The sequence below is a fragment of the Micromonospora sp. NPDC047730 genome (assembly GCF_043204765.1).
Classification (GTDB): Bacteria; Actinomycetota; Actinomycetes; order Mycobacteriales; family Micromonosporaceae; genus Micromonospora.
This window is the reverse complement of sequence record NZ_JBIDCU010000002.1, coordinates 496912-516457: the sequence shown is the minus strand read 5'-3', so window position 1 is coordinate 516457 and position 19546 is coordinate 496912. Positions and strand designations below refer to the sequence as shown.

23 protein-coding genes, 37 tRNA genes and 1 pseudogene are annotated in these 19546 nt (G+C 68.8%); 4 read left to right on the top strand and 57 right to left on the bottom strand.

What is annotated here, in order from left to right; translation table 11 throughout:
- Positions 1 to 45: 45 nt before the first annotated feature.
- From ACGF5G_RS08205 to ACGF5G_RS08190, 4 genes and pseudogenes are all read right to left on the bottom strand, one after another.
- Positions 46 to 396 carry a DUF6300 family protein gene (locus ACGF5G_RS08205; RefSeq protein WP_393260075.1) on the bottom strand — a complete coding sequence of 117 codons (351 nt, stop codon included), beginning with the start codon at positions 394 to 396 and terminating at the stop codon, positions 46 to 48.
- Complete coding sequence (gene dnaE, locus ACGF5G_RS08200; RefSeq protein WP_393260074.1) at positions 393 to 3944, bottom strand: DNA polymerase III subunit alpha; 3552 nt, start codon at positions 3942 to 3944, stop codon at positions 393 to 395. Before dnaE ends, ACGF5G_RS08205 begins: the two co-directional genes overlap by 4 nt.
- Before the next feature lie 208 nt (positions 3945 to 4152).
- Positions 4153 to 5544: a hypothetical protein gene (locus tag ACGF5G_RS08195; RefSeq protein WP_393260072.1), complete on the bottom strand. Its 1392-nt coding sequence runs from the start codon at positions 5542 to 5544 to the stop codon at positions 4153 to 4155.
- Positions 5545 to 5611: 67 nt separating this feature from the next.
- Positions 5612 to 5689: pseudogene (locus ACGF5G_RS08190) on the bottom strand.
- A 114-nt stretch (positions 5690 to 5803) separates the two neighbouring features.
- Here ACGF5G_RS08190 and ACGF5G_RS08185 point away from each other — a divergent pair.
- On the top strand, positions 5804 to 6319 hold the full coding sequence (locus ACGF5G_RS08185; RefSeq protein ID WP_393260070.1) for a hypothetical protein: 516 nt from the start codon (positions 5804 to 5806) through the stop codon (positions 6317 to 6319).
- A gap of 40 nt (positions 6320 to 6359) precedes the next feature.
- Entirely contained in the window at positions 6360 to 6599 is a 240-nt protein-coding gene (locus ACGF5G_RS08180) for a hypothetical protein (RefSeq protein ID WP_393260069.1), read from the top strand.
- Positions 6600 to 6750: 151 nt separating this feature from the next.
- Here the strand turns inward: ACGF5G_RS08180 and ACGF5G_RS08175 are convergent.
- A tRNA-Cys gene (locus ACGF5G_RS08175) sits at positions 6751 to 6821 on the bottom strand.
- Between the two features lie 23 nt (positions 6822 to 6844).
- On the opposite strand from ACGF5G_RS08175, the gene ACGF5G_RS08170 reads away from it, so the two are divergent.
- Positions 6845 to 7117 (top strand): hypothetical protein, encoded by a 273-nt coding sequence (locus ACGF5G_RS08170; RefSeq protein ID WP_393260067.1) that lies wholly within the window; start codon positions 6845 to 6847, stop codon positions 7115 to 7117.
- 2 nt (positions 7118 to 7119) lie between these two features.
- On the opposite strand, the gene ACGF5G_RS08165 is transcribed toward ACGF5G_RS08170, so the two are convergent.
- The 34 genes from ACGF5G_RS08165 to ACGF5G_RS08000 all read right to left on the bottom strand — a co-directional run bounded on the left by ACGF5G_RS08165 (position 7120) and on the right by ACGF5G_RS08000 (position 12785).
- Positions 7120 to 7192 (bottom strand) — tRNA-Arg (locus ACGF5G_RS08165).
- A gap of 21 nt (positions 7193 to 7213) precedes the next feature.
- Positions 7214 to 7300 (bottom strand) — tRNA-Tyr (locus tag ACGF5G_RS08160).
- A 114-nt stretch (positions 7301 to 7414) separates the two neighbouring features.
- A complete protein-coding gene (locus tag ACGF5G_RS08155; RefSeq protein ID WP_393260064.1) occupies positions 7415 to 7786 on the bottom strand; it encodes a hypothetical protein in 372 nt (123 codons plus the stop codon).
- Between the two features lie 82 nt (positions 7787 to 7868).
- Positions 7869 to 7941: transfer RNA gene (locus ACGF5G_RS08150), tRNA-His, on the bottom strand.
- Between the two features lie 73 nt (positions 7942 to 8014).
- Positions 8015 to 8086: transfer RNA gene (locus tag ACGF5G_RS08145), tRNA-Val, on the bottom strand.
- 5 nt (positions 8087 to 8091) lie between these two features.
- Positions 8092 to 8559, bottom strand: coding sequence for a macro domain-containing protein (locus tag ACGF5G_RS08140; RefSeq protein ID WP_393260061.1), 468 nt, complete (start codon positions 8557 to 8559; stop codon positions 8092 to 8094).
- A gap of 41 nt (positions 8560 to 8600) precedes the next feature.
- Positions 8601 to 8685 (bottom strand) — tRNA-OTHER (locus tag ACGF5G_RS08135).
- Between the two features lie 4 nt (positions 8686 to 8689).
- Positions 8690 to 8763: transfer RNA gene (locus ACGF5G_RS08130), tRNA-Asn, on the bottom strand.
- A 31-nt stretch (positions 8764 to 8794) separates the two neighbouring features.
- Positions 8795 to 8867 (bottom strand) — tRNA-Glu (locus ACGF5G_RS08125).
- 6 nt (positions 8868 to 8873) lie between these two features.
- Positions 8874 to 8945: transfer RNA gene (locus ACGF5G_RS08120), tRNA-Val, on the bottom strand.
- 44 nt (positions 8946 to 8989) lie between these two features.
- Positions 8990 to 9064: transfer RNA gene (locus ACGF5G_RS08115), tRNA-Met, on the bottom strand.
- Between the two features lie 2 nt (positions 9065 to 9066).
- Positions 9067 to 9138, bottom strand: a tRNA-Lys gene (locus ACGF5G_RS08110).
- Between the two features lie 9 nt (positions 9139 to 9147).
- A tRNA-Arg gene (locus ACGF5G_RS08105) sits at positions 9148 to 9220 on the bottom strand.
- A gap of 5 nt (positions 9221 to 9225) precedes the next feature.
- Positions 9226 to 9298 (bottom strand) — tRNA-Lys (locus ACGF5G_RS08100).
- Between the two features lies 1 nt (position 9299).
- A tRNA-Lys gene (locus tag ACGF5G_RS08095) sits at positions 9300 to 9374 on the bottom strand.
- A 1-nt stretch (position 9375) separates the two neighbouring features.
- Positions 9376 to 9468: transfer RNA gene (locus ACGF5G_RS08090), tRNA-Ser, on the bottom strand.
- 5 nt (positions 9469 to 9473) lie between these two features.
- Positions 9474 to 9547: transfer RNA gene (locus ACGF5G_RS08085), tRNA-Pro, on the bottom strand.
- Position 9548: 1 nt separating this feature from the next.
- Positions 9549 to 9617: transfer RNA gene (locus ACGF5G_RS08080), tRNA-OTHER, on the bottom strand.
- A 389-nt stretch (positions 9618 to 10006) separates the two neighbouring features.
- A complete protein-coding gene (locus ACGF5G_RS08075) occupies positions 10007 to 10750 on the bottom strand; it encodes a hypothetical protein (RefSeq protein WP_393260058.1) in 744 nt (247 codons plus the stop codon).
- Positions 10751 to 10810: 60 nt separating this feature from the next.
- Positions 10811 to 10887 (bottom strand) — tRNA-Pro (locus ACGF5G_RS08070).
- Positions 10888 to 10964: 77 nt separating this feature from the next.
- Positions 10965 to 11037, bottom strand: a tRNA-Arg gene (locus ACGF5G_RS08065).
- Between the two features lie 4 nt (positions 11038 to 11041).
- A tRNA-Ile gene (locus ACGF5G_RS08060) sits at positions 11042 to 11116 on the bottom strand.
- Between the two features lie 6 nt (positions 11117 to 11122).
- Positions 11123 to 11210: transfer RNA gene (locus tag ACGF5G_RS08055), tRNA-Ser, on the bottom strand.
- Positions 11211 to 11224: 14 nt separating this feature from the next.
- Positions 11225 to 11298 (bottom strand) — tRNA-Asp (locus ACGF5G_RS08050).
- 112 nt (positions 11299 to 11410) lie between these two features.
- Positions 11411 to 11479 (bottom strand) — tRNA-Ala (locus ACGF5G_RS08045).
- Positions 11480 to 11558: 79 nt separating this feature from the next.
- Positions 11559 to 11642: transfer RNA gene (locus tag ACGF5G_RS08040), tRNA-Leu, on the bottom strand.
- A 1-nt stretch (position 11643) separates the two neighbouring features.
- Positions 11644 to 11718, bottom strand: a tRNA-Met gene (locus ACGF5G_RS08035).
- 80 nt (positions 11719 to 11798) lie between these two features.
- Positions 11799 to 11874: transfer RNA gene (locus ACGF5G_RS08030), tRNA-Thr, on the bottom strand.
- A gap of 4 nt (positions 11875 to 11878) precedes the next feature.
- Positions 11879 to 11953: transfer RNA gene (locus tag ACGF5G_RS08025), tRNA-Leu, on the bottom strand.
- Between the two features lie 6 nt (positions 11954 to 11959).
- Positions 11960 to 12031, bottom strand: a tRNA-Gln gene (locus ACGF5G_RS08020).
- Between the two features lie 37 nt (positions 12032 to 12068).
- Entirely contained in the window at positions 12069 to 12512 is a 444-nt protein-coding gene (locus ACGF5G_RS08015) for an HNH endonuclease (RefSeq protein ID WP_393260056.1), read from the bottom strand.
- A 33-nt stretch (positions 12513 to 12545) separates the two neighbouring features.
- Positions 12546 to 12622 (bottom strand) — tRNA-Gly (locus ACGF5G_RS08010).
- A gap of 1 nt (position 12623) precedes the next feature.
- Positions 12624 to 12699, bottom strand: a tRNA-Thr gene (locus ACGF5G_RS08005).
- A gap of 7 nt (positions 12700 to 12706) precedes the next feature.
- Positions 12707 to 12785: transfer RNA gene (locus ACGF5G_RS08000), tRNA-Leu, on the bottom strand.
- A gap of 117 nt (positions 12786 to 12902) precedes the next feature.
- Here ACGF5G_RS08000 and ACGF5G_RS07995 point away from each other — a divergent pair.
- Positions 12903 to 13310, top strand: a complete 408-nt coding sequence (locus ACGF5G_RS07995; protein WP_393260053.1) for an Lsr2 family protein — start codon at positions 12903 to 12905, stop codon at positions 13308 to 13310.
- Between the two features lie 75 nt (positions 13311 to 13385).
- Here ACGF5G_RS07995 and ACGF5G_RS07990 read toward each other — a convergent pair.
- The 18 genes from ACGF5G_RS07990 to ACGF5G_RS07905 all read right to left on the bottom strand — a co-directional run bounded on the left by ACGF5G_RS07990 (position 13386) and on the right by ACGF5G_RS07905 (position 19545).
- Positions 13386 to 13456, bottom strand: a tRNA-Gly gene (locus ACGF5G_RS07990).
- 13 nt (positions 13457 to 13469) lie between these two features.
- Positions 13470 to 13543: transfer RNA gene (locus tag ACGF5G_RS07985), tRNA-Glu, on the bottom strand.
- Between the two features lie 45 nt (positions 13544 to 13588).
- Positions 13589 to 13661, bottom strand: a tRNA-Leu gene (locus tag ACGF5G_RS07980).
- A 93-nt stretch (positions 13662 to 13754) separates the two neighbouring features.
- A tRNA-Phe gene (locus tag ACGF5G_RS07975) sits at positions 13755 to 13827 on the bottom strand.
- 7 nt (positions 13828 to 13834) lie between these two features.
- A tRNA-Ala gene (locus ACGF5G_RS07970) sits at positions 13835 to 13907 on the bottom strand.
- Between the two features lie 100 nt (positions 13908 to 14007).
- A tRNA-Trp gene (locus ACGF5G_RS07965) sits at positions 14008 to 14079 on the bottom strand.
- Positions 14080 to 14152: 73 nt separating this feature from the next.
- Positions 14153 to 14281, bottom strand: a complete 129-nt coding sequence (locus ACGF5G_RS07960; protein ID WP_393260050.1) for a hypothetical protein — start codon at positions 14279 to 14281, stop codon at positions 14153 to 14155.
- A 145-nt stretch (positions 14282 to 14426) separates the two neighbouring features.
- Positions 14427 to 15149 (bottom strand): hypothetical protein, encoded by a 723-nt coding sequence (locus tag ACGF5G_RS07955; protein ID WP_393260048.1) that lies wholly within the window; start codon positions 15147 to 15149, stop codon positions 14427 to 14429.
- Positions 15140 to 15319: a hypothetical protein gene (locus ACGF5G_RS07950; RefSeq protein WP_393260045.1), complete on the bottom strand. Its 180-nt coding sequence runs from the start codon at positions 15317 to 15319 to the stop codon at positions 15140 to 15142. Before ACGF5G_RS07950 ends, ACGF5G_RS07955 begins: the two co-directional genes overlap by 10 nt.
- A gap of 161 nt (positions 15320 to 15480) precedes the next feature.
- The gene (locus ACGF5G_RS07945; RefSeq protein WP_393260042.1) at positions 15481 to 15693 is read right to left on the bottom strand and encodes a hypothetical protein; all 213 of its coding nucleotides are present in this window, start codon (positions 15691 to 15693) and stop codon (positions 15481 to 15483) included.
- A complete protein-coding gene (locus ACGF5G_RS07940; RefSeq protein WP_393260039.1) occupies positions 15690 to 16058 on the bottom strand; it encodes a hypothetical protein in 369 nt (122 codons plus the stop codon). The genes ACGF5G_RS07945 and ACGF5G_RS07940 overlap by 4 nt, the downstream gene beginning before the upstream one ends.
- The gene (locus ACGF5G_RS07935) at positions 16058 to 16621 is read right to left on the bottom strand and encodes a hypothetical protein (RefSeq protein WP_393260036.1); all 564 of its coding nucleotides are present in this window, start codon (positions 16619 to 16621) and stop codon (positions 16058 to 16060) included. The genes ACGF5G_RS07940 and ACGF5G_RS07935 overlap by 1 nt, the downstream gene beginning before the upstream one ends.
- A gap of 88 nt (positions 16622 to 16709) precedes the next feature.
- Complete coding sequence (locus ACGF5G_RS07930; protein WP_393260034.1) at positions 16710 to 17078, bottom strand: hypothetical protein; 369 nt, start codon at positions 17076 to 17078, stop codon at positions 16710 to 16712.
- Positions 17075 to 17395, bottom strand: a complete 321-nt coding sequence (locus ACGF5G_RS07925) for a hypothetical protein (RefSeq protein ID WP_393260032.1) — start codon at positions 17393 to 17395, stop codon at positions 17075 to 17077. The genes ACGF5G_RS07930 and ACGF5G_RS07925 overlap by 4 nt, the downstream gene beginning before the upstream one ends.
- A 103-nt stretch (positions 17396 to 17498) precedes the next feature.
- The gene (locus ACGF5G_RS07920) at positions 17499 to 17999 is read right to left on the bottom strand and encodes an NADAR family protein (RefSeq protein WP_393260029.1); all 501 of its coding nucleotides are present in this window, start codon (positions 17997 to 17999) and stop codon (positions 17499 to 17501) included.
- Positions 17996 to 18382, bottom strand: a complete 387-nt coding sequence (locus ACGF5G_RS07915) for a hypothetical protein (RefSeq protein WP_393260026.1) — start codon at positions 18380 to 18382, stop codon at positions 17996 to 17998. The genes ACGF5G_RS07920 and ACGF5G_RS07915 overlap by 4 nt, the downstream gene beginning before the upstream one ends.
- A gap of 55 nt (positions 18383 to 18437) precedes the next feature.
- Positions 18438 to 19121 carry a DNA polymerase beta superfamily protein gene (locus ACGF5G_RS07910; protein ID WP_393260023.1) on the bottom strand — a complete coding sequence of 228 codons (684 nt, stop codon included), beginning with the start codon at positions 19119 to 19121 and terminating at the stop codon, positions 18438 to 18440.
- 1 nt (position 19122) lies between these two features.
- Positions 19123 to 19545, bottom strand: a complete 423-nt coding sequence (locus ACGF5G_RS07905; RefSeq protein ID WP_393260020.1) for a hypothetical protein — start codon at positions 19543 to 19545, stop codon at positions 19123 to 19125.
- Between the last annotated feature and the right edge of the window lies 1 nt (position 19546).

Here is a 19546-nt window from a genome sequence, read left to right as displayed (position 1 = left end):
TGGGGCCGGGTCAGGCGAGAGGAGGCGCTCGCCAGGCCCGGCCCCTTATGCGTCGTACAGCCCCTGCTGCCAGGCGGCGATGTCCTCCTCGAACTTCTCGGGGCTGACGCCCTGGGGGCGCTTCGCTGTGAGCCAGTCGTAGACGAGCCGGGTGAACGTGTCGTTGGTCTGCTCGTCGACGACGCTGTGGATGGCGAAGAACGCGATGAGGTCCTGCGATGCCGGGTCGTTCGCGTCGCAGACGGGGCACAGGGTGATGCGCTGCCATCCGGGCATGCCGACGGCCGGTACCTCGGCGCTCAGGTAGAGCCCGCCCTGGCAGCGGTGGCACTTCTGCTCTGCATCGGCCACGACGGCGGCGATGAGCGGCAGGTTGGAGCCGCCACCGTCGGTCACTCGATCCCCCCGGCGCCGAGCAGCACCTTGATCTCTGAGCGCAGCTCCAGGTCGTTGCTGACCGTGACGTTCGTGAAGCCGAGCCGCAGTTGCCCATCGGGCTTGATCAGGCTCATTTCCACGGGGGCCTTGCCGGGATGCCGGTGCAGGATCTCCTTCAGCTCGCCGACGAACTTCTCGTTGATGCGGTCGAGGCGGGTGCGCAGTCGGACCGCGGGCTCGCCGCCGTTGGTGACGGTGGAGACGTCGAGGAGCGCAAGGTCGGAGCCGAAGACGCTGACCTCGCCGTCGCGGAGGCTGATGTTACCGGCGACCTTGACGACCAGGTCGACGCCGAGGTACTGCCCGACCAGCTCGTAGGCCTTGGGGAAGAACAGCACCTCGATGCTGCCGGTGAGGTCCTCCATCTCGATGACCGCCCAGGGGTCGCCGTTCTTGGTGACGCGGCGCGTGACCTTGGAGACGAGCCCGGCAAGCACGACCGGCTTGCGGTCGCGTGCGTTCTCCTCGTCGCGCAGCGACGCGATGACGTGGTCGCAGTTGGCGTTGAGGATCCTCTCGGCGCCGAAGAGCGGATGGTCGGAGACGTAGAGCCCGAGCATCTCCCGCTCGAAGGCGAGCTTCTCCATGCGTGGCCACTCCTTGCCGGACCGCTCCATGGTGAAGCCGACGATGCCGGCGACCTCGCCGGCCTCCATCAGCTCGCCGAACAGGTCCATGGCGCCGAAGGACTCCTTGCGCTTGGTGTCCATGACCGCGTCGATCGCCTGCTCGTGGTTGGCGAGCAGGTCCCGGCGGGTGTCCGCCTCTGGCAGCGCGTCGAACCCGCCGGCCTTGATCAGCGCGTCGATGGCCTTCTTGTTGCAGGCCACGGCGTCGACCTTGAGTAGGAAGTCCTCGAACGAGACGTAGGCGCCCTTGTCCTCGCGGGCGGCGACGATCGAGGCGACGACGTTGGCACCGACGTTGCGTACCGCGCTGAGGCCGAAGCGGATGTCGCCGTCGACGGGGGTGAACGGCCCGCCGGAGGTGTTGACGTCGGGCGGCAGGACCTGGATGCCCATCCGTCGGCACTCCGACAGATAGAGCGCCATCTTGTCCTTGTCGTCGCCGACGGAGGTGAGCAGCGCCGCCATGTACTCGGCTGGGTAGTTGGCCTTGAGGTAGCCGGTCCAGTAGGAGATGAGGCCGTAGGCGGCGGTGTGCGCCTTGTTGAAGGCGTAGTCGGCGAACGGGACGAGGATGTCCCACAGGGTCTGGATGGCCTCGTCGGAGTAGTTGTTGTTCCGCATGCCGTCGCGGAACGGGATGAACTCCTTGTCGAGGACCTCCTTCTTCTTCTTGCCCATCGCCTTGCGGAGCATGTCGGCGCGGCCGAGGCTGTAGCCGGCGAGCTTCTGCGCGGCGCGCTGCACCTGCTCCTGGTAGATGATCAGGCCGTAGGTCGGGCCGAGGATCTCGTCGAGGGGCTCGGCCAGCTCGGGGTGGATCGGGGTGATCTCCTGCTGGCCGTTCTTGCGCAGCGCGTAGTTGGTGTGGGAGTTGGCGCCCATTGGGCCGGGTCGGTAGAGGGCGAGGGCGGCGGAGATGTCCTCGAAGTTGTCGGGCTTCATCTGCCGCAGGAGGGTGCGCATGCCGCCGCCGTCGAGCTGGAACACGCCGAGGGTGTCGCCTCGCGCCAGCAGCTCGTAGGTCTTCTTGTCGTTCAGCGGCAGCTTCAGCAGGTCGATAGTGTCGCCGGTGGTGGCCTCGATGTTGCGCAGCGCATCGTCGATGATCGTCAGGTTGCGCAGCCCGAGGAAGTCCATCTTCAGCAGGCCGAGGGACTCGCAGGTCGGGTAGTCGAACTGCGTGAGGATGGTGCCGTCCGAGTCGCGGCGCAGCAGCGGGATGTGGTCGATCAGCGGCTCGGAGGACATGATCACGCCGGCGGCGTGGACGCCGAGCTGCCGAACGAGGCCCTCCAGCCCCTTGGCCACGTCCATGATCCGAGCCACGTCCGGCTGGGTCTCGACCAGGGTGCGGACGTCGCCGGCCTCGGCGTAGCGCGGGTGCTTCGGGTCGAAGATGCCGGACAGCGGGATGTCCTTGCCCATGACCGCCGGCGGCATCGCCTTCGTGATCTTGTCACCCAGGGCGAAGGGGAAGCCGAGCACCCGGCAGGCGTCCTTGATCGCCGCCTTGGCCTTGATCGTGCCGAAGGTCGCGATCTGTGCGACCCGGTCGGAGCCCCACTTGTCGGTGACGTACTTGATGACCTCGCCGCGCCGGCGCTCGTCGAAGTCGATGTCGACGTCGGGCATCTGGACGCGCTCGGGGTTGAGGAACCGCTCGAAGATCAGGCCGTGCTGCAGCGGGTCCAGGTCGGTGATGCCGAGCCCGTAGGCCACGATGCTGCCAGCGGCGGAGCCGCGGCCCGGGCCCACCCGGATCCCCTGGGCCTTTGCCCAGCCGATGAAGTCGGCGACGACGAGGAAGTAGGCCGGGAAGCCCATCTGGATGATGATGCCCAGCTCGTACTCGGCTTGGGTGCGGTGCGTGTCAGGGATGCCGTTCGGGAAGCGGCCCTCCAGTCCGGCCCAGACCTCCTTGCGGAACCAGGACTCCAGCGTCTCGCCGTCGGGGACGGGGAACTTCGGTGCCAGGTTGTAGAACTCGAACATCCCCGTGGGGTCGACCTTCTCGGCCACCAGCAGGGTGTTGCGGCAGCCCTGGGTCCAGACGTCGGAGGAGTCGACGGCGTACATCTCGGCGGCGCTCTTGACGTAGTAGCCGCCGCCGTCGAACCGGAACCGGCCGGGGTCGTCGAGCTTGCTGCCGGTCTGCACCGCGAGCAGCGCGTCGTGCGCCTCGGCCTGGCTCGCGTGCGTGTAGTGCAGGTCGTTGGTGACCAGCGGCGGGATGTCGAGCTTGCGGCCGATCTCCAGCAGCTCCTCGCGGACGCGGCGCTCGATGTCGATGCCGTGGTCCATCAGCTCCAGGAAGTAGTTGTCCTTGCCGAAGATGTCCTGGTAGGTGCTGGCGGCTTTGAGTGCCTCGTCGAACTGGCCGAGTCGCAGCCGGGTCTGCACCGCGCCGGAGGGGCAGCCAGTGGTGGCCATGATCCCGTCGGCGTGCTCGGCGATGAGGTCCTGGTCCATGCGGGGCCACTTCACGTAGTGACCCTCGATGGAGGCGAGGGAGTTGAGCTTGAACAGGTTGTGTAGGCCGGTCTTGTTCGCCGCCCACATGGTCATGTGGGTGTAGCTGCCGCTGCCGGAGACGTCGTCGCTCTTCTGCTCCGGCCGGCCCCACTTCACCCGCTGCTTGAGGAACCGCGACTCCGGCGCCACGTACGCCTCGACGCCCAGGATCGGGGTGATGCCGGCGGCCATCGCCTGCTTGTAGAAGTCGTTCGCGCCGTGCATGTTGCCGTGGTCGGTCAGCGCCGCCGCCTTCATGCCGAGGCGCTCGACCTCCTTGAACAGCTCCTTCAGTCGGGCAGCCCCATCGAGCATTGAGTATTCCGAGTGCACGTGAAGGTGGGCGAACTGCTCCTGCTCCGACATGCGAGGCTCCCCTGACTTTCGCCGCGGCCGAATACCTCCGACCTTCCGACCTTAGCGGCCTTCGGGTCCTCGATCGAGACTTGCGTGCCTGCATGTTGGCCTTGTCGCACTTTGTCACACGGGCACACGGGCCAACGGCGACGGCCCCGGAGAAACGCCCCGGGGCCGCCCGCGGTCGAGTCCTCGACCGTACCAGTTTGACGCGATCTTACCCCGTGCTCGACATGCCCGGCAGATCGCTGGTGACCATGCCGACCGGGAACCCGACGGCCAGCACGCCGGCGTACCCGGCCTTGATCTGCTTGCCAGAGAACGCGCCGGCGCGCCGCAGCATGTCCCCCCACGCCGGGTCGGCGACCGTGACACCGTGCACTAGCTCGGGCGTCGGCTCGAACTTCGCCACCTTGCCGCGGGCGCGCGGCGCGGTCCAGCCGCTCAGCTCCGGGTCGAGGCCCGCCCGCCGGCACGCCGCCGCGACCGTCTCCCGGCTGCACAGCTCCTCGCCGCGCAGCACCTTCCACGGCAGCGGCAGGCTCGCCCAGACCTCGGTGTCCGGGTCGACCTTCGAGCCCGAGCTGGTGTGCCAGTAGACGAGGTCGGCCGCCATGACGCGCATGACCTTGCCGGGGCAGGCGACGTCCAGGAGCCGCTCCGCGCCGACGGCGTAGACGACGTTCATCCAGCCGGCCCGGGCGGTGTTGTACGCAGCGGCCACCGTGTTCCAGGTCGAGGAGTCCATACCCGGGCGCACCACCATGGTCCGACGGTTCACCTGGTCGCTCCACGCGCCGGCGAGCAGCTCCGCGGCCGAGCGCATCAGCGCCGACCAGCGGCCCATCAGCTGGCCCTGCTCGGCCCTGCTGAGGCGGGCGACGATCTCGGGCTTGCTGTGGACGCGCGAGATCATCCACCAGTTGGTGTCCTCGTCGACGACGCAGCGGCGCAGCAGCATCTCCGCGATCTCGTCGAACGGGTTGACCTTGCCCGACAGGCTGAACTCCCGGCGCAGGTTGCGCCGCGCCGTGAAGTAGGCCACGAAGCACGCGGCCTTCGGGTCGCCGGTGAACTGCTCGAAGCCGATGTCGGCGACCAAGCCGTTGCGGCCGGCGATCAGCAGCTCCCGCAGTGCGACCTGCCGCTCCAGGCGCTCCACCTTGTCGTGCATGCGCGCCAGGTGCCGCAGCAGCCGGTTGTACTGCCGCTTCGACAGATGCAGCCCCGACTCCTTCAGCTCCTGCCGGGTCATCCGGTGCTTGAACGCGTCGCCCGGGTGCCAGTCGATCGTGTGAGCGACCGACTCGATCAGCTCGCGCACCTGCTCCGGGCTCGCCCCGTCGACCTGCGTCCCGCTGTCGTCGAGCAGTCGCAGCAGCACGTCGACCTTGCCCTGCGCGGTGGCCGGCCGTTCGAAGTCGGCCGCCATCATCGAGCCGTACCAGTACCGGCCGCGCGAGGAGCGCACCGCGCCCTCCAGCAGCTGCCGCTCCGACCGAGGCATCTCGTTGCCGAAGCCATCCAGGATCAGCTTCGCGACGTCCTCCGGCCGCATCCGGGCATCGAGGCCCGCGTACAGCTCCTTGAGCACCGTCCACCGCGACACGGAGACCTCCAGGTTAGGGATGAAGAAGAGCCGGGGCCGCGAATCGCGACCCCGGCTCTCCGAGCTGTGCTGCTGGCCGGATTCGAACCGGCGACGACCCGGAAAGCGAGAGCCAGGCGTTCCACCCAACAGAACTTCAGCAGGCGGCTCGACGCTAACAGCGCCTCCGAAAGTGGCGCGAGTTCACGTGTCACCCACCCGACTCCCCGGTGGTTCGTCGAGACCCCCGCCCTGCGAGGCGGAGTGAGACACTGCCGCGATGAACAGCCGACTCCCCCTCGTCGCCGCCCTGCTCGCCGCTGTCGCGCTCGCCGGATGCAGCGACAGTGAGCCCACCGCGACCACCCCCACATCCCCCGGTGCGAGCGCCGCCACGAGCCCGACCGCAAGCGCCACCGCAGCCGCGAGCCCCAGCCCATCCTCGTCCTGGCGGCGCAACTCGCTGCAGTGCGGCCACGTCGAGCGCGCCTACACCACCTGGAACGGCGATCGAGTTCCGGCCACCGCCGCAGACGTCCAGAAGTTCGACGAGGTCGACCTCAAGCGGACGATGAACGACAGCAAGGTGTTCATGGACGCAGTCACCGGCTACGGCGACCAGGCGTCGAAGGACCTAGTCGTAGCCGTCGCCGAGTACAACGTCGAGGTGGGGATGGCGAACCTGCAGCTGACCGTCGATGGCAAACTGGACGGGGAGCAAGCCGGCAAGGTAGCCAAGGCCGCCACTGGCGTCCACGCCGCCTACCGGAAGTTCGTGGAGGCGACCTGCCTGTGAGGGCTCGGCGGCATGCGGTCACGAACAGAGGAGGCAGAGCTTGAACCACGCCCCGCCCGCCTACTGGCACCTGGAGGATCTCGCCGCCCTGGGCGACCTCGCCAGCGAGTTCGGGGTCGGCAACGCCACGGTGAGCAACTGGACGACCCGCTACCCCGATTTCCCTCGCCCACTGCTCGAACTCTCCACCGGTCCGGTCTACTCCCGATGGCAGGTCCGCCAGTGGCACGACGGCCGGACGTGGAAGGCGAGCCGGAACCATCAGCAGCGCAGCCAGTGAGACGGCCGCCGGAGTCGGGCACTCCGCCCGCTGAGCCGCGAGGGGTGCCTGCGATTGAGTTGCGAGCCCCGGTGTCGAACCGGGCCGGCCGCCGTTATGAGCAGCAGCTGGGCACCACGCCCGCCCGCAAAGACCACAGCGGATGACATCGAGGCCGTGGCCGGATTCGAACCGGCGTACGCGGTTTTGCAGACCGCCCCCTGGCCACTCGGGCACACGACCGTGCGTTGTTATCGTTCAGGTACATGGGCGTACCGGTAACGAAGCTCCAACTGACCCCGCTCGACGACGGCCGCCAGGAACTGCTCATCCAGTTCGGCCACGACGAGCAACCGACGACGGTCATCTGGTACGGCCACCTGGAGGCCGACTTCCTCCCCGCGCACGACACCGCGCTCCAGTTTGACCTCACCATGAAGGTGCGACCTGGAGGGTTCGGCCGAGAGTGGGCTCGGGTCACCTGCCAGGCGCCGTCGCTGGACGAAGCGCTCGACCTCGGCAGGCCGGAGCGGCGCTGATGTGCCCGCGGAGGGATTCGAACCCCCGACACCCGGCTCCGGAAGCCGATGCGCTATCCACTGCGCCACGCGGGCAGGCGCCGGCTTGCGCCAGCTTGGTGTGGGTGGAGGGACTCGAACCCCCTGAGCGCGAACGCACCTGGTTTACAGCCAGGCCCACCTCGCCATCGGTGGCGCACCCACTCGGGTCGGACGCGCGCAGCGCCCGGAGATCAGCTACGGTGGCCGCAGCCCCCGCGTTTCCCCCCACGGACGCGGGGGTCCTTGCTGGTGTGACCGGGGGGGGATTCGAGGGCCCTACGCTTCGACGGCGGCGCGATGTCGCCGGACGATGCGGTAGACGCTTTCGCGCCGGATCCCGTGCCGGGCGGCGATTGCAGGGACGGGCTCCGCTCCGGCGAGGACTGCGGCGACGATCTCCTCAGCTTCCTTTTCGGAGGGTGTGCGCAACGGGCGCGGCCGAGCCTCCCAGCCGGCCACAGCGCGGTCGACCTGCGCCTGCCGCCTTTGTCCAAGCAGGGGGCGAAGATGCAGCATCAGCTGAGCCGCCCGCGCCCCCTTCAAGATGACCCTGAAGGACTGCTTGTGATGCTCCTTTTGGGGCCGGATGCTCGCGACGGACACCTTCCAGAGTTCGGCCACCCGCTCGATGATGTCGCGGTCGGTCATCTGGATTGATATCCGCGGGCTGTGCCCGAAGAGCATGAAGCTCCCCTCCCCTTCGAGCAGGCCGGCGAGCCAGCAATCCTCGGGTGACAGACGGGAATCGAACCCGCGTGTTCCGGTTCCACGGACCGGCGCGTCTGCCTCTGCGCTACTGCCACCATGGGCGCCCATGACACACCACCCTACTAGGGCCTTCAGCGCCCGCGTGAATCCCATGTGTCACAGGAGCCGTACCCGCGGAGGGTTTCGAACCCCCGGCCTGCGCTGTGTGAAAGCGCCGCTCTACCCCTGAGCTACACGGGCATGTCCTAGGAGCAGGGGCCGTACACCAGCACCCGGGCTCCGGTTGCGCCGAGGGTCTCCTCGATCCTCGGCCGTACGTCCTTCCACTGCAGGCCGCCGAGGCCACAGCCGAGCGCTGGCAAAGCCACCGAACTGATGCGGAGTGCGCGGATGCTCCGCGCCAAGTCCCGCAGGCCGGCCTCGACGTCCTCGATTCGCGACGGCTGCCGCCAGTGCCTCTTCGTCGGGAAGTTGATCACGTAGCGGTGTCGATCTTGGCGAGCCAGGACGACTAGCACCTTGCCTGGCTGCACCAGGCCTTCCTGGCAGGCTTCGCGGTAGGTGGCGAAGTTGGCAGGGAAGCGTTGCTTGAACTGCAGCGCCAGGCCCCTGCCCATCACGCCGACGCAGTTGACGGGGTTGACCAGGGCGTCGACGTCCGCGGCGAACAGGTCGCCCTCCACGTCCAGGACCTGGCTCGCCTGCTGGGCCATGCTCGCTCCCTCGTTGCGCTCGATCACCACTGTACTGAGCGCGGAAGGGGTGGGATTCGAACCCACGAGGAGGCTCGCACCCCCTGCGCCGCTTCCAACGGCGCTTCCGTGTCCACCGGCCCCTCCATCGCTCCCTCGCCTGGGCTCGAACCAGGAATCTTGCGGTTAACAGCCGCCTGCTCTGCCAGCTTGAGCTACGAGGGAATGGCAGCAGCGCTCGACGGCGCCGCACGAGTAGAGCCGACGGGGTTCGAACCCGCACCATCCGCCTTGAAAGGGCGGCGACCTGCCAGTTAGTCGACGGCTCCATGACGTGCCCCGACGAGGAGTTGAACCTCGGACCTCTGCTCTGTCAAAGCAGCGCTCTCCCCCTGAGCTACCGGGGCATGGGGTGGGCCGGCCGCGGCGCGAGGGCCACGGCCGGCCGCCGTAGCGGAGGCCGGATTTGAACCGGCGACCTCTGGGTTATGAGCCCAGCGAGCACTCCGAGCTGCTCTACTCCGCTAGTGCCGCCGAAGGGAATCGAACCCCCGCAATCCGGATTAAAAGTCCGGAGCCCGGCCATCAGGCGCCGGCGGCAACGTGCTGCGCCCCGCGCTGGACTCGAACCAGCGGCCTGCTGCTTAGGAGGCAGCTGCTCTATCCGCTGAGCTAGCGGGGCCTGCGTACGCCGGGCGAGATTCGAACTCGCGCCCTACGGATTAAGAGTCCGCAGCTCTGGCCTCTGAGCTACCGGCGCATGGTGCCCCCGGGGGATTCCGACACCCCGACCCGCCGGTTAAGAGCCGGCTGCTCTTCCTCTGAGCTACGGAGGCTTGGCGGAGAGAAGGAGGGTTGAACTCCTACGGGCTGTTTCACCCCAACCGCTTTCGAGGCGGTGGCCGTCGCCATCTGTCGGCTGGTCTCTCCACGAGTCGGGTACGAGGGACTTGAACCCCCGACCTCCGCGTCCCGAACGCGGCGCTCTCCCAAGCTGAGCTAGTACCCGTTGGTCAGGGCGGCCGGAGTTGAACCAGCCCCACATCGAACCGGTGCGCTCCCACGTGCGCTACGCCCCGTTGGCGGAGGCCCGGCGATACCCTTCGCCGGGCCCCCCAAGTTGTTCACCGTTGACACGCCAGCGGCGTTTAAGACCACCCCGATGCTGATGTCTCCGCGCTCTGCCATTGAGCTACCGCCGCATGTTGGAGCGGCAGACCGGACTCGAACCGGCATCTCGGTGGCGCTTGGTGGTGGTCGGTCGATCTGGCGATTGGTGAGGTGCTGAGTCTGGAGCGATAGCCTCAGCCTGATTCGCGGCGGCCTGCCTCTTCCGTTGGGCTACCCCGGCATGGAGAGCCGGGAGGAGGATTTGAACCCCCACTGGAACCGCCGCTTGATGAGCCTGACGAGCAGTCTCAACCTTGTGCGCTCTCGCGCTACCCCCGCTCCAGGGGGTGTCTTGGGGCTACCCGAGCAGGTAGCGGAACACGTCGGCGCCGGCCTTGCGCTCGACCGCGGCGGCGCTGTTGGCCTCCTCGCGTGCCACCTTCACGGCCTCCAGGAGCGCGTCGACGCGACGGCGCAGCTCCTTCACGCGCTCGGCCTCCAGTGCGCCGGAGAGCTTGATCGTCGTCCAGATGCCGACCGGAACGTCCTCGTGGTACAGCTGAACTTGCGCCGGGTGCTTGTCCGTCGCCTCGGCCAGCACGTGGTTGCGTGGCACCTTCTTCATCTTCTGGGTGCGCGCCGGCGCGGATCGGAAGCAGCCCCGCTCGCGGTCCAGCTCCCACGTCTCGGAGGGGTCGAGGGTCGGCAGCTTGTCGACGAAGGTCCGCCAGTCGGTGAGCTGCTTCTCCAGGAAGAGCAGATACGTCACCGGCGCGTCCTGGATGAGGACCTGTCCGTCGACGACGACGTTCGCCTTCGCGACCGCGTTGCTGGCGTCCTGCGTGAGCTGCAGGTCGAACAGCCGGGTCAGCGCGCGGGATGCGTCGGCGATCACCTCGTCCATGTTGATCTGGACTCGGGTCGACTCCTCCGGCAGCTGCTCGCGCTCGTCGTCGGAGAACGGCTGGTAGGTGCGGGAGATTCCCGCGAGGGGCTGGCCCTTCTGGGAGGCGTGGTGCGCGTCCGTGAGGGCTCGGCTGGCCTGCGGCTTGTACCCCTTCACGAGGGCGTTGATCTGGTGGAGCTTGGTCTGGGATGCCACCGTGATCCTCTCGATCGCTTTCGGGCCGGGACGGTACACACCGCCTCGGGGTCCGGCAACTGGTCGGGATGGACGGACTTGAACCGCCGGCCCCGCGGCCCCCAGCCGCGTGCTCTACCAACCTGAGCTACATCCCGATGGCGAGGTGCGCGCCGCCCCAGGAGCATGGGCGGTGGGTGGTCGGCGTGGCTACCGCTCTTCGCGCTCCTCTGCGTACCCCCGGCAGGATTCGAACCTGCGACACCCGGATCCGTAATCCGGTGCTCTATCCGCTGAGCTACGGGGGCTCGGTACCGTCGGCGGGAGTCGAACCTCGCTACCTCCGAGTTATCAGCTCGGCGCCCTTACCACGCGGGCCACGACGGCTTGGAGCGGAGGGACCGGGATTCGAACCCGGGACGAGGTTGCCCCCGTACTGCCTTAGCAGGGCAGCGCCATCGACCGCTCATGCCACCCCTCCATCATCTTGCTGCGCGGCGTCGACGGGACTCGAACCCGCAACCCCCGCCTCGACAGGGCGGTGCTCTGGCCAGTTGAGCTACGACACCAGGTGCGCGGCAACCGGCTCGGCGCTGCTTCCCCGCAGGGGCCCGATCTCGCGTCCGGCTCGCCCCCGCGCTGAAGCGAGCCTGCGGCCACGGGCTGGCCGGCCGGCCGTTGTGGATCGACGGGGGATCGAACCCCGCACGCGAGGCTTGCAAAGCGACGCTGTGCACCAGCACTCAACCCATGGCGCGGCCGTCCGGAGTTGAACCGGTTCTCCCCGGGTGCCCCGGGGCGGCGGCTCCACTCCGCCTTCGGCCTTGCGTGCGCTCGGGGGGAGTCGAACCCCCACGCCTTTCGGCACCGGCTTCTGAGACCGGCGTGTCTACCTGAGTTCCACCACGAGCGCGTGGTGCCGACGCCCGGTGTCGATCCGGATGCCTTCCGGTTATGAGCCGGACGCTCTGCCGTTGAGCTACGTCGGCGCGGAGAGCCAGCGGGGCGACTCGAACGCCCTACCTCGCCCTTACGAGGGGCGCGCACCACCTGTCGTGCTGCGCTGGCATGGAGCCGGCGACCGGACTCGAACCGGTTGCCTCCGAGTTACAAGGTCGGTGCTCTACCTGGTGAGCTACGCCGGCTAGGTGCCCTCGGCCCGATTCGAACGGGCACTGTTGGCCGCCTCACGACCACGTCTCCTGCCAGTTGGACTACGAGGGCATCGCGCTCCCAGGCCAGGATTCGAACCCAGCTCTCCGCATCCAGAGTGCGGCGTCTTACCGACTAGACGACCCGGGAAGGGTGGCCGGCGGGTCCGCGGTCCCGCCGGCCGTGATCAGCGCTGCATCATGCTCGACCAGGCGGGAACCGTCGGCTGCCGCAGCAGCTGCATGCCCGCCTCGGCGGGGGTCAGGTTCGCCTTGCGCTGGTTGCACGCGTAGCAGGCGCCGATCGTGTTCTGCCAGGTGTTCCGCCCGCCCCGCGAGCGGGGAAGGATGTGGTCGACCGTGGTCGCCGGCGCGGGGCAGTAGCCGCACCGGCGGCCGTCACGCCGCAGCACTCCCGCCTTGCTCCAGGCGGGGCCGCGGGCGTAGCGCCACTTCGTGACGACGTACCGCACCAACCTGAGGACCTTGGGCATTGGGAAGACGCCGAGGCGGCGGTCGGGCTCGGCTTCGTGGATCTCGGCGACCTGGCGCATGAGCATGCGGATCGCGTGTTTGACGGGGACCCGGTGCAGCGGTCCCAGGTCGGCGTTCAGGACTAGAACGGCGTCCACCGGGCCCTCCTTTCTGCTTGTGCCGGTGGTGCTTGGAGCGGCTGACCGGGTTCGAACCGGCGAACCTCCGCCTTGGCAAGGCGGCGCTCTACCAACTGAGCTACAGCCGCATGGAGCCGTCGCGGGGAGTCGAACCCCGGGCCTCGTCCGTACCAAGGACGCGCTCTTCCACCTGAGCTACGGCGGCATTGGTGTGGTGCCCCGAGCGGGATTCGAACCCGCACTGTCCGCTTTTTGAGGGCGGCGCCTTCTTCCGTGTTGGGCTACCGGGGCTTGGTCCTTGGCCCCTGATCAGGCTCCTTGCCTTGATGATCCGCTCAGCGTCGGCTACTTTGTGAGCCACACTGTCTGAGACGGAGTGAGACACTCCGCTGCATCCCAGGGGGACAAATGGCTCGGCAGCAGCTTGTGATCATGACTGACGACATCACTGGCGAGGACATCACCGGCAAGCCTGGGGCGGGCACCGTCCCGTTCGCCATCGACGGCATCCGGTACGAGATCGACCTGAGCGCCTCGGAGCGCGACAAGCTCAGGGACCTGATGAAGCCGTACGTCAAGGCTGGTCGCCGGGTGACCGGTGTGGTCCGTGCCCTTCCCAGCGTCGGTCGAGGCCCGGCTCGGACTGACCCGCGGCAGCTGCAGGAGCAGCGGCGCTGGTGGCGGGAGAACTACAAGGTGCTGGACCTGCGGGAGCCCTCGGACAAGGGGCGGATCCCGCGGGAGGTGGTCGCCGCCTACCTTGCGCACGATGGCAAGAAGGTCCACAAGAAGGTGGACTCGCCGTTCGCCGCCTGAGCGTGATCGAGACTTCCGGCCGGGCCGGCAGTGCGGGGTTTTACTCCGCCCTGCCGGCCCGCTTCCGTTTTGCCGAGCGGCTGCGGGGAATCGAACCCCGGCCTGCTGAGTGGAAGTCAGAAGCTCTACCACTGAGCTACAGCCGCAGGTGATCTTGCGTAGGCCGTAGGGGGCTCGAACCCCTAACCTCTCGGCTGAGAACCGAGTGAGCTGCCAACTTGCTCCAACGACCCATGGAGCTGGCGGGGACCGGGGTCGCGCGCCCCCGGACCCGCCAACGTGCGTGACCGGGACTCGAACCCGGAACCTGCCCCCTCTGCGGGGCCGCTCTGCCAATTGAGCTACCGCGCCAGCCGGATGCCAGTCCAGCCCCCGCCTTGCCTCCCCCAGTTCTTCCCACCGCTGGCACAGCGGGATTTCCCGAGGTCGGATCCGGCGAACCTGTGCCCGCGGCCGGCGTCGAACCGGCACCCTCTGGCTTTTCAGGCCAGCGCTCTTCCACCTGAGCTTCACGGGCGTGCACGTGGAGAAGACGGGACTCGAACCCGTGGCCTCCGCCCTGCCGAGGCGGCGCTCTTCCATCTGAGCTACATCCCCATCGCCGGCCGTCGACGCGAACGCCGACGGCCGGGTGTTACATGCCATCCACTGTGGAGTTGAGAACCATCGTGGTCGCCGGCCGTGGTCGGGACCGAAGCAGGGGTGACAGGGATCGAACCTGCGACACACGGTTTTGGAGACCGCTGCTCTTCCGCTGAGCTACACCCCTATGCAGTTGTTTCGGGTACCAAAAAAGCCGCCCTCCCCGTTGCTGGGTGGGCGGCTTCCGCGTTTGCGGGGCGCTAGCCGCGCCACCTGCCCAGCGTCTGGGTGTTCCACTGCTCGTCGAAGGCTCGCCCGATGCACGCGGGCAGCACGACGTAGCCGAGCGGCATGGACCGCTTCGACTCGCTGATGTGCGTGCGCTGCATGGTGGCTCTCCTGGTTCCGTGGCTCTTCGTTGATCTCAAGGTAGGTCGATGCGGCCCACGGGTGCAAACATTTATTCGGGTCACCCGGCGCTACGGGGCGCGCGAAGGGCGGCCACCTACTGGCGACCGCCCTTCGTTTGTGCTGCTAGCCGTGCTGGCCGCCACGCTCCTCGTGTCGTCGAAATTCCTCGACCTCGGCGAGCATCTGTTTGCGGTGCACGCCGACGCGCTGCTCGTCGAGGCCCATTTCGGCGCGCACCTGCGGCCACGGCCGCGGTCGCCGGGGCGGCGCCGGGATCCAGCGCACCGGCAGCCGGCCGGCCTGCAGCTCGCGCACGAGGTCGTCGACGTGCCGGCCGGCCCATCGCTCCGGCCCGCCGTGCGGCGTCACCTCGACGACCTTGCCGCCCTCGACCCGCGCGCTGACCACCTCCTCGTGCCGCAACCTCGCCTGCAGCGTGCCGCGCTCGACGGTGCGCGGCAGGATGACCCGCCAGGCGGTCGCGCCCCGCTTCTCGGCCTGGTCCGTGGTCCAGCCGGAGCCGTAGGTCTTCGACCAGCGGCAGGCGATGCGCAGGATGCGGGTACAGTCGCCGGCGACGAGCAGGTTGCGCTCCTGGAAGCCTCCCGGGCCGGACCAGCGACGCACCTTCGGCAGGTACTCGCGATACGGGATGCCGTGCTTCTTGGCCAGGACGACGCCGAGCGTGTCGATTCCGTCGGCCCCGCCGGACACCACCACGTCGGGGCGCCGACGCGCGAATGTGCCCTCGACGATCTCGGCGGCCACATCCAGCGCAGTGACGTCGACGAACGACACGCTGCCGACGATTGCGAGCACGACCCGGTCGGCGTCGGTCATCGACACACGAGCACCTGTAGCGAGGAGCCATCCGCGTTGAGGTGGACCATGCTGACCACGATCCGCGCGGCGGCCACCTCGGGCAACGTGACCAGGTGACCTTCTGGCAGCACCGGCAGGTCGCCCTCCCAGGTGACGACCCGCCCTGGCCACTCCACCCTCAGTTCAGTCTTCATGATCAGCGTCCTTCCTTGTGCTGTCGAGCGCGAGCCGCTCCACCTCCTTGCGCAGCCGCTGGCGCACCTGCCGGGGCGACGGGGAGCTGTTCGGGCAGTCCGGGCCGGTTGGCCTGCGGCACGTGGGACACCACGGCCGTGCCGGCCGGCCCGGCATCGGGTCAGGCACCGGCCTCCCGCTCCAGCCGTCGCCGCCGCCTGGCCAGGTAGTCGCGCACCCTGAGCCACTCGTCCTCCACCGCTGCCACGTCCTCCTGGCTCGGCACCTCCCCCGTCTCGCGGCGAAGGTGCGCCTGCATCTCGCCCCACTCCAGCCCGCTCAGAACTGAGTCGAACAGGTCGCAGGCGTGGGCTCGCGCCATCGCCTCGCTCACGGCACGGCCCCGGCCGGATCCAGCACGGAAAGCTCGTACTCCGTGCCGTCGCCGAAGTCGTGGCCCACGGGGTGGCGGCCCGGCGGGAGGTTCAACTCCGCCGCGATCTCACCCGCGTACATGTGGGTTCGCACCAGGCAGTCGTCGGTGCGGACCATCCAGTCCCCGTCGATCCATCGGTGCTCGACGCCGTGCGCCACCGGGTCGTCTTCGAGCGCGTCGTCGTTGTGCTCCTCGTCCCGCTGCGGGCAGTCAACCCAGGCCCTGCAGGCGTCGGTGACGCCCGGGCACTCGATCACGTGCCACCGCTTGCCGTCGACCTCGCTCACGACGAGGACGTGTGGGCCCAACCTCGCCTCGCTCATCAGCGTTCAGTCCCGGCGGTCGCGCGCAGCCGCTCCATGATGCGCTGCGACTCCTGGTGCTGCTCCCATGCGCCCTCTTGCAGGGACTCGGCGTACGCGATGACCAGACGCCTCGACTCCTCGTCGGCGAGCTGCGGCAGGAGGTCGTTGAGAATCAGGTCGGCATGGATCTCGCGGTACTTCTCCTCGGCACCCTGCAGGATCCAGCCGGGGGCGGTGTTCGGCTTCGACAGGCCGGCCAACTCGGAGTACACCGTGCTGGCGCCATCCATCACCATGCTGTAGTCGCTCAGCTCGCGGGCCACGGCGTCGCGGTCGATCTGACCGGCGCCCTCCACGATGCTCGCCCACGACTTCCAGTAGGTGACCATGTAGTCGGGCGCGCCGACGTCGGCGGTGTGGCGCGCGAAGGCGTAGACGCTGTAGTCGGTGGGGCTCTTCGCCCAGCAGCAGGCGGCGCAGGCGCGGATGGATCGGCTTGCGTGCTCCTCGCCGGACAGCGGCTCGCCCCAGACGGGAGCGTGCGCCCGCCAGTCGGTGGTGGCACTGGTCGTCTCGATCATGATCTCCCTTTCTGGTAGCTCTGGCCTGGCGGCCACCGCGCGGGCTCGGCGGCATGTCCGAGCCCGACGGGAGCAGCCAGCGCGCCTCTCAGCCGCCGCTGCTGCCGTTTACCGCTGCGCCGTTGCCGCCGAACCCGCCGCGGGCAGGAAGTCCGACCCGGGTTCGCCCAGTGCCGTCGTTGGCTTGCACCTTGCGCTCGCCACTGGTGGTTGGCAGTCGGTCGCCGACCTTGTAGCGCCTGCCGTCGCCGTCGCCGACGTACGGGCCGACGTAGATCACGCCCACGGTGTCGTCGTCCTCGCACTCCTCGGCTGCCAGGACCTGGCGGTCGTCGTCGCCGCAGTACGCCCTGTCGTCGGGCCCGGTCGAGCAGCCAGCCAGCGCGCTGGCCCCGACCGTCGCTGCGAGGGCCAGAAACGCCGTCGACAGCTTGACCGTCGAGCTGCGCTTGCTCATGCCGGCACCGCGGCGATGAACGTGGTCTCGGGCGCGAGCGCCCAGGCGATCGAGTCCTGCTTGAACTCGCCGGCCAGGTAGGCGAGGTTGCGGCTCAGGTTCCGGGTGACCTGGAGGTCCTCCGGGAGCTGCAGCGCCCAGCAGGCGTTCTGCCACGGGGTGTCCGAGGCGGACCTCCAGCTGCCGTGGATGTGGCCGCCACGCGCGTCGGCTGCCACGTTGACGACGTACTCGACGCGCCGAACGAACTCGGCCCACTCGGCCTGGCTCAGCTTGTCATCGGAGTTGCCGATGCTGATGTAGACCACCGCACTCACGGCTGGTCAGCTCCTCTCGTCTTTGCTCTGGCCTGGCGGCCACCGCGCGGCTCGGGATGATCCCGAGCCCCACGGGAGCGGCCAGTCCACGCCTGGGGGGTGGTCAGACGATCCGGTAGGGCCATGGTCGGGCGGCCCTACCAGTGACCAGCTCGGTACGCAGTTCCATGAGCAGGCGACCGAGGTGGTTGCGGCCGGGCTCGTGGCACGTCGCCCGCTGACCGCAATGGCAGTCGCCCCAGACGTTGTCGTGCCAGGTGTTGCCCTCGACGAGCACTGCGTTGCCGGTGGACACCAGGACTGCCGCCTTGTCCGGGTGGGCGCCGAATTTGGCCCGGAGAACTTCCTCCATGACCCGGAATCGAGCGTCGACGTCCCAGTGGGGCCGCAGTCGGACGCTCCGACCACGCCGCTTCGCCTCGCCGGGGTCCGGCGCGGAGGCGATCCAGAGCCGCTCCCCCATGTCGAGGGTTTTCCCCGCCTGGAACGAGTGCTCCGTGGTGGGGTACTCGATCTGCTCCCAGACGTGCGGGGCTAGGTCGAAGTTCGACAGGCAGGCCCAGGCGCCGCGGAACTCGGTCACGGTGCGCTCGACGCGGCTCACAGCATCTCCTCGTACAGGTGGTCCAGCTCGGTGCCGTGTGCGCACTGGGCCGCGTGCTCCGTGCGGGAGTAGGCGCCGAGCAGCGCTGCGGCGACCGCAACGGCGGTGCAGCCGCAGTGGTGGTCCAGCAGCGCGCCGGTGGCCGGGCTGGTTGGAGGATTGACGTGCGGCTCGCAGTCGCACAGCGGCGAACCGGCCCGCTCCAGCACCCTGGCGTCCCGAAATCCGAGGTCCTGCAGGGCGGTGACGACGCAGCCGGCGAGGTCGGAGACCCACTCCTGTGCGTCCGGGCTGTCGTGGAGCAGGACGTCGACCTCGTCCAGGCCGTAGTTGTCGAACGGAAACTGGCGGATGGCCGCCTCGGCCATGTCAACGGCGGTCATCGGGCACACCTTCCGCAGGTGTCGCAGCTTCTCAGGGTCAGGAAGTGGCGGGCCATCACGCCTCCGCCAGGCATGCCAGGCGCACCCGGCGCAGCCACGCCTCGATCGGGCCCTCGTCAGCGCGCTCGGGCAGCGGCGACCGCCCGCTGCTGATCCACTGCTCGGCGCCGGCCAGCAGACGCGCCGCCGCGTCGATGTCGCCGTCTGCGACCTGGTTGCCGAAGTCGTGGTACCACTGCGGGTCTTCCAGCTCGATGCGCAGGTGCCCGGTCTTGTACAGCTCGGCGCCCTGGTGGGCGAGTCGGGCGAGGTGCCGGGCATGCTTGGCGGTCCGCTTGCGCAGGTCCGACGCGAAGGTGCCGTCGCCCCGGTTCTGCAGCTTCTGGAACTGCTTGACGGCGTACCCGAGGTAGGCGTCGCGCACGCGCGGCGCGGACAGTAGGGTGCTGCGCATCTCGATCAGCTCGTCGCCGAGCGTGGTGCGCACCTCGTAGAGATGGTCGGGCAGCCAGGCCAGCTCCATCGCGGTCGGGTTGCAGCCGAGGGCGAGCCGGGCCCACTTGGCGGCCTCGTGCATGGTCTTGTCCGGCGCGGTGGTGACGACGGACTCCTTCGGCCTGTGTAGGCCGTGGAACTCCTGGGTGGGGGCGGCGAAGATGCCGAGCCGGTCGACGTCGGAGTCCGGTCCGGCCAACCCGTAGGCGGTCGACCCGACGATGCCGGACAGCAGGATGTGCACGTCAGTCTTCCTCTCGCTGGACGAGCTTGTGCTGCCGAATGCGCCAGTTGTCGCCTGGCTGCACCTCGTCGTTGTTGTCGTCGAAGATCAGCCACGAGTCGTCGCCGAAGGCCCGCCGGCATCGTCGGCACAGTCGCTCGTCGGCCCAGGCGCCGAGGTATCCGTCGAGCGGGCCGCGGGAGATGACCCGCCCGCAGACCGCACGGAAGCGGCGGGCGATCAGGTAGTCGGCGACGTCGGCGTACCCGGGCTGGTCTTCGTCGGGCCCGACGACGTGCACCGCGCCGAACTCGGAGGCTTCGACGAACTCCAGCGTCCAGCCCCACTCGTTCTTGTCGGCGAGCAGTTGGGCGACGCGTTGGGCGGGCGTCCACGTCGAGGGCCGCAGGAGGAGGTCAACGCCTGTGATCTCAGTAGCTGTCATC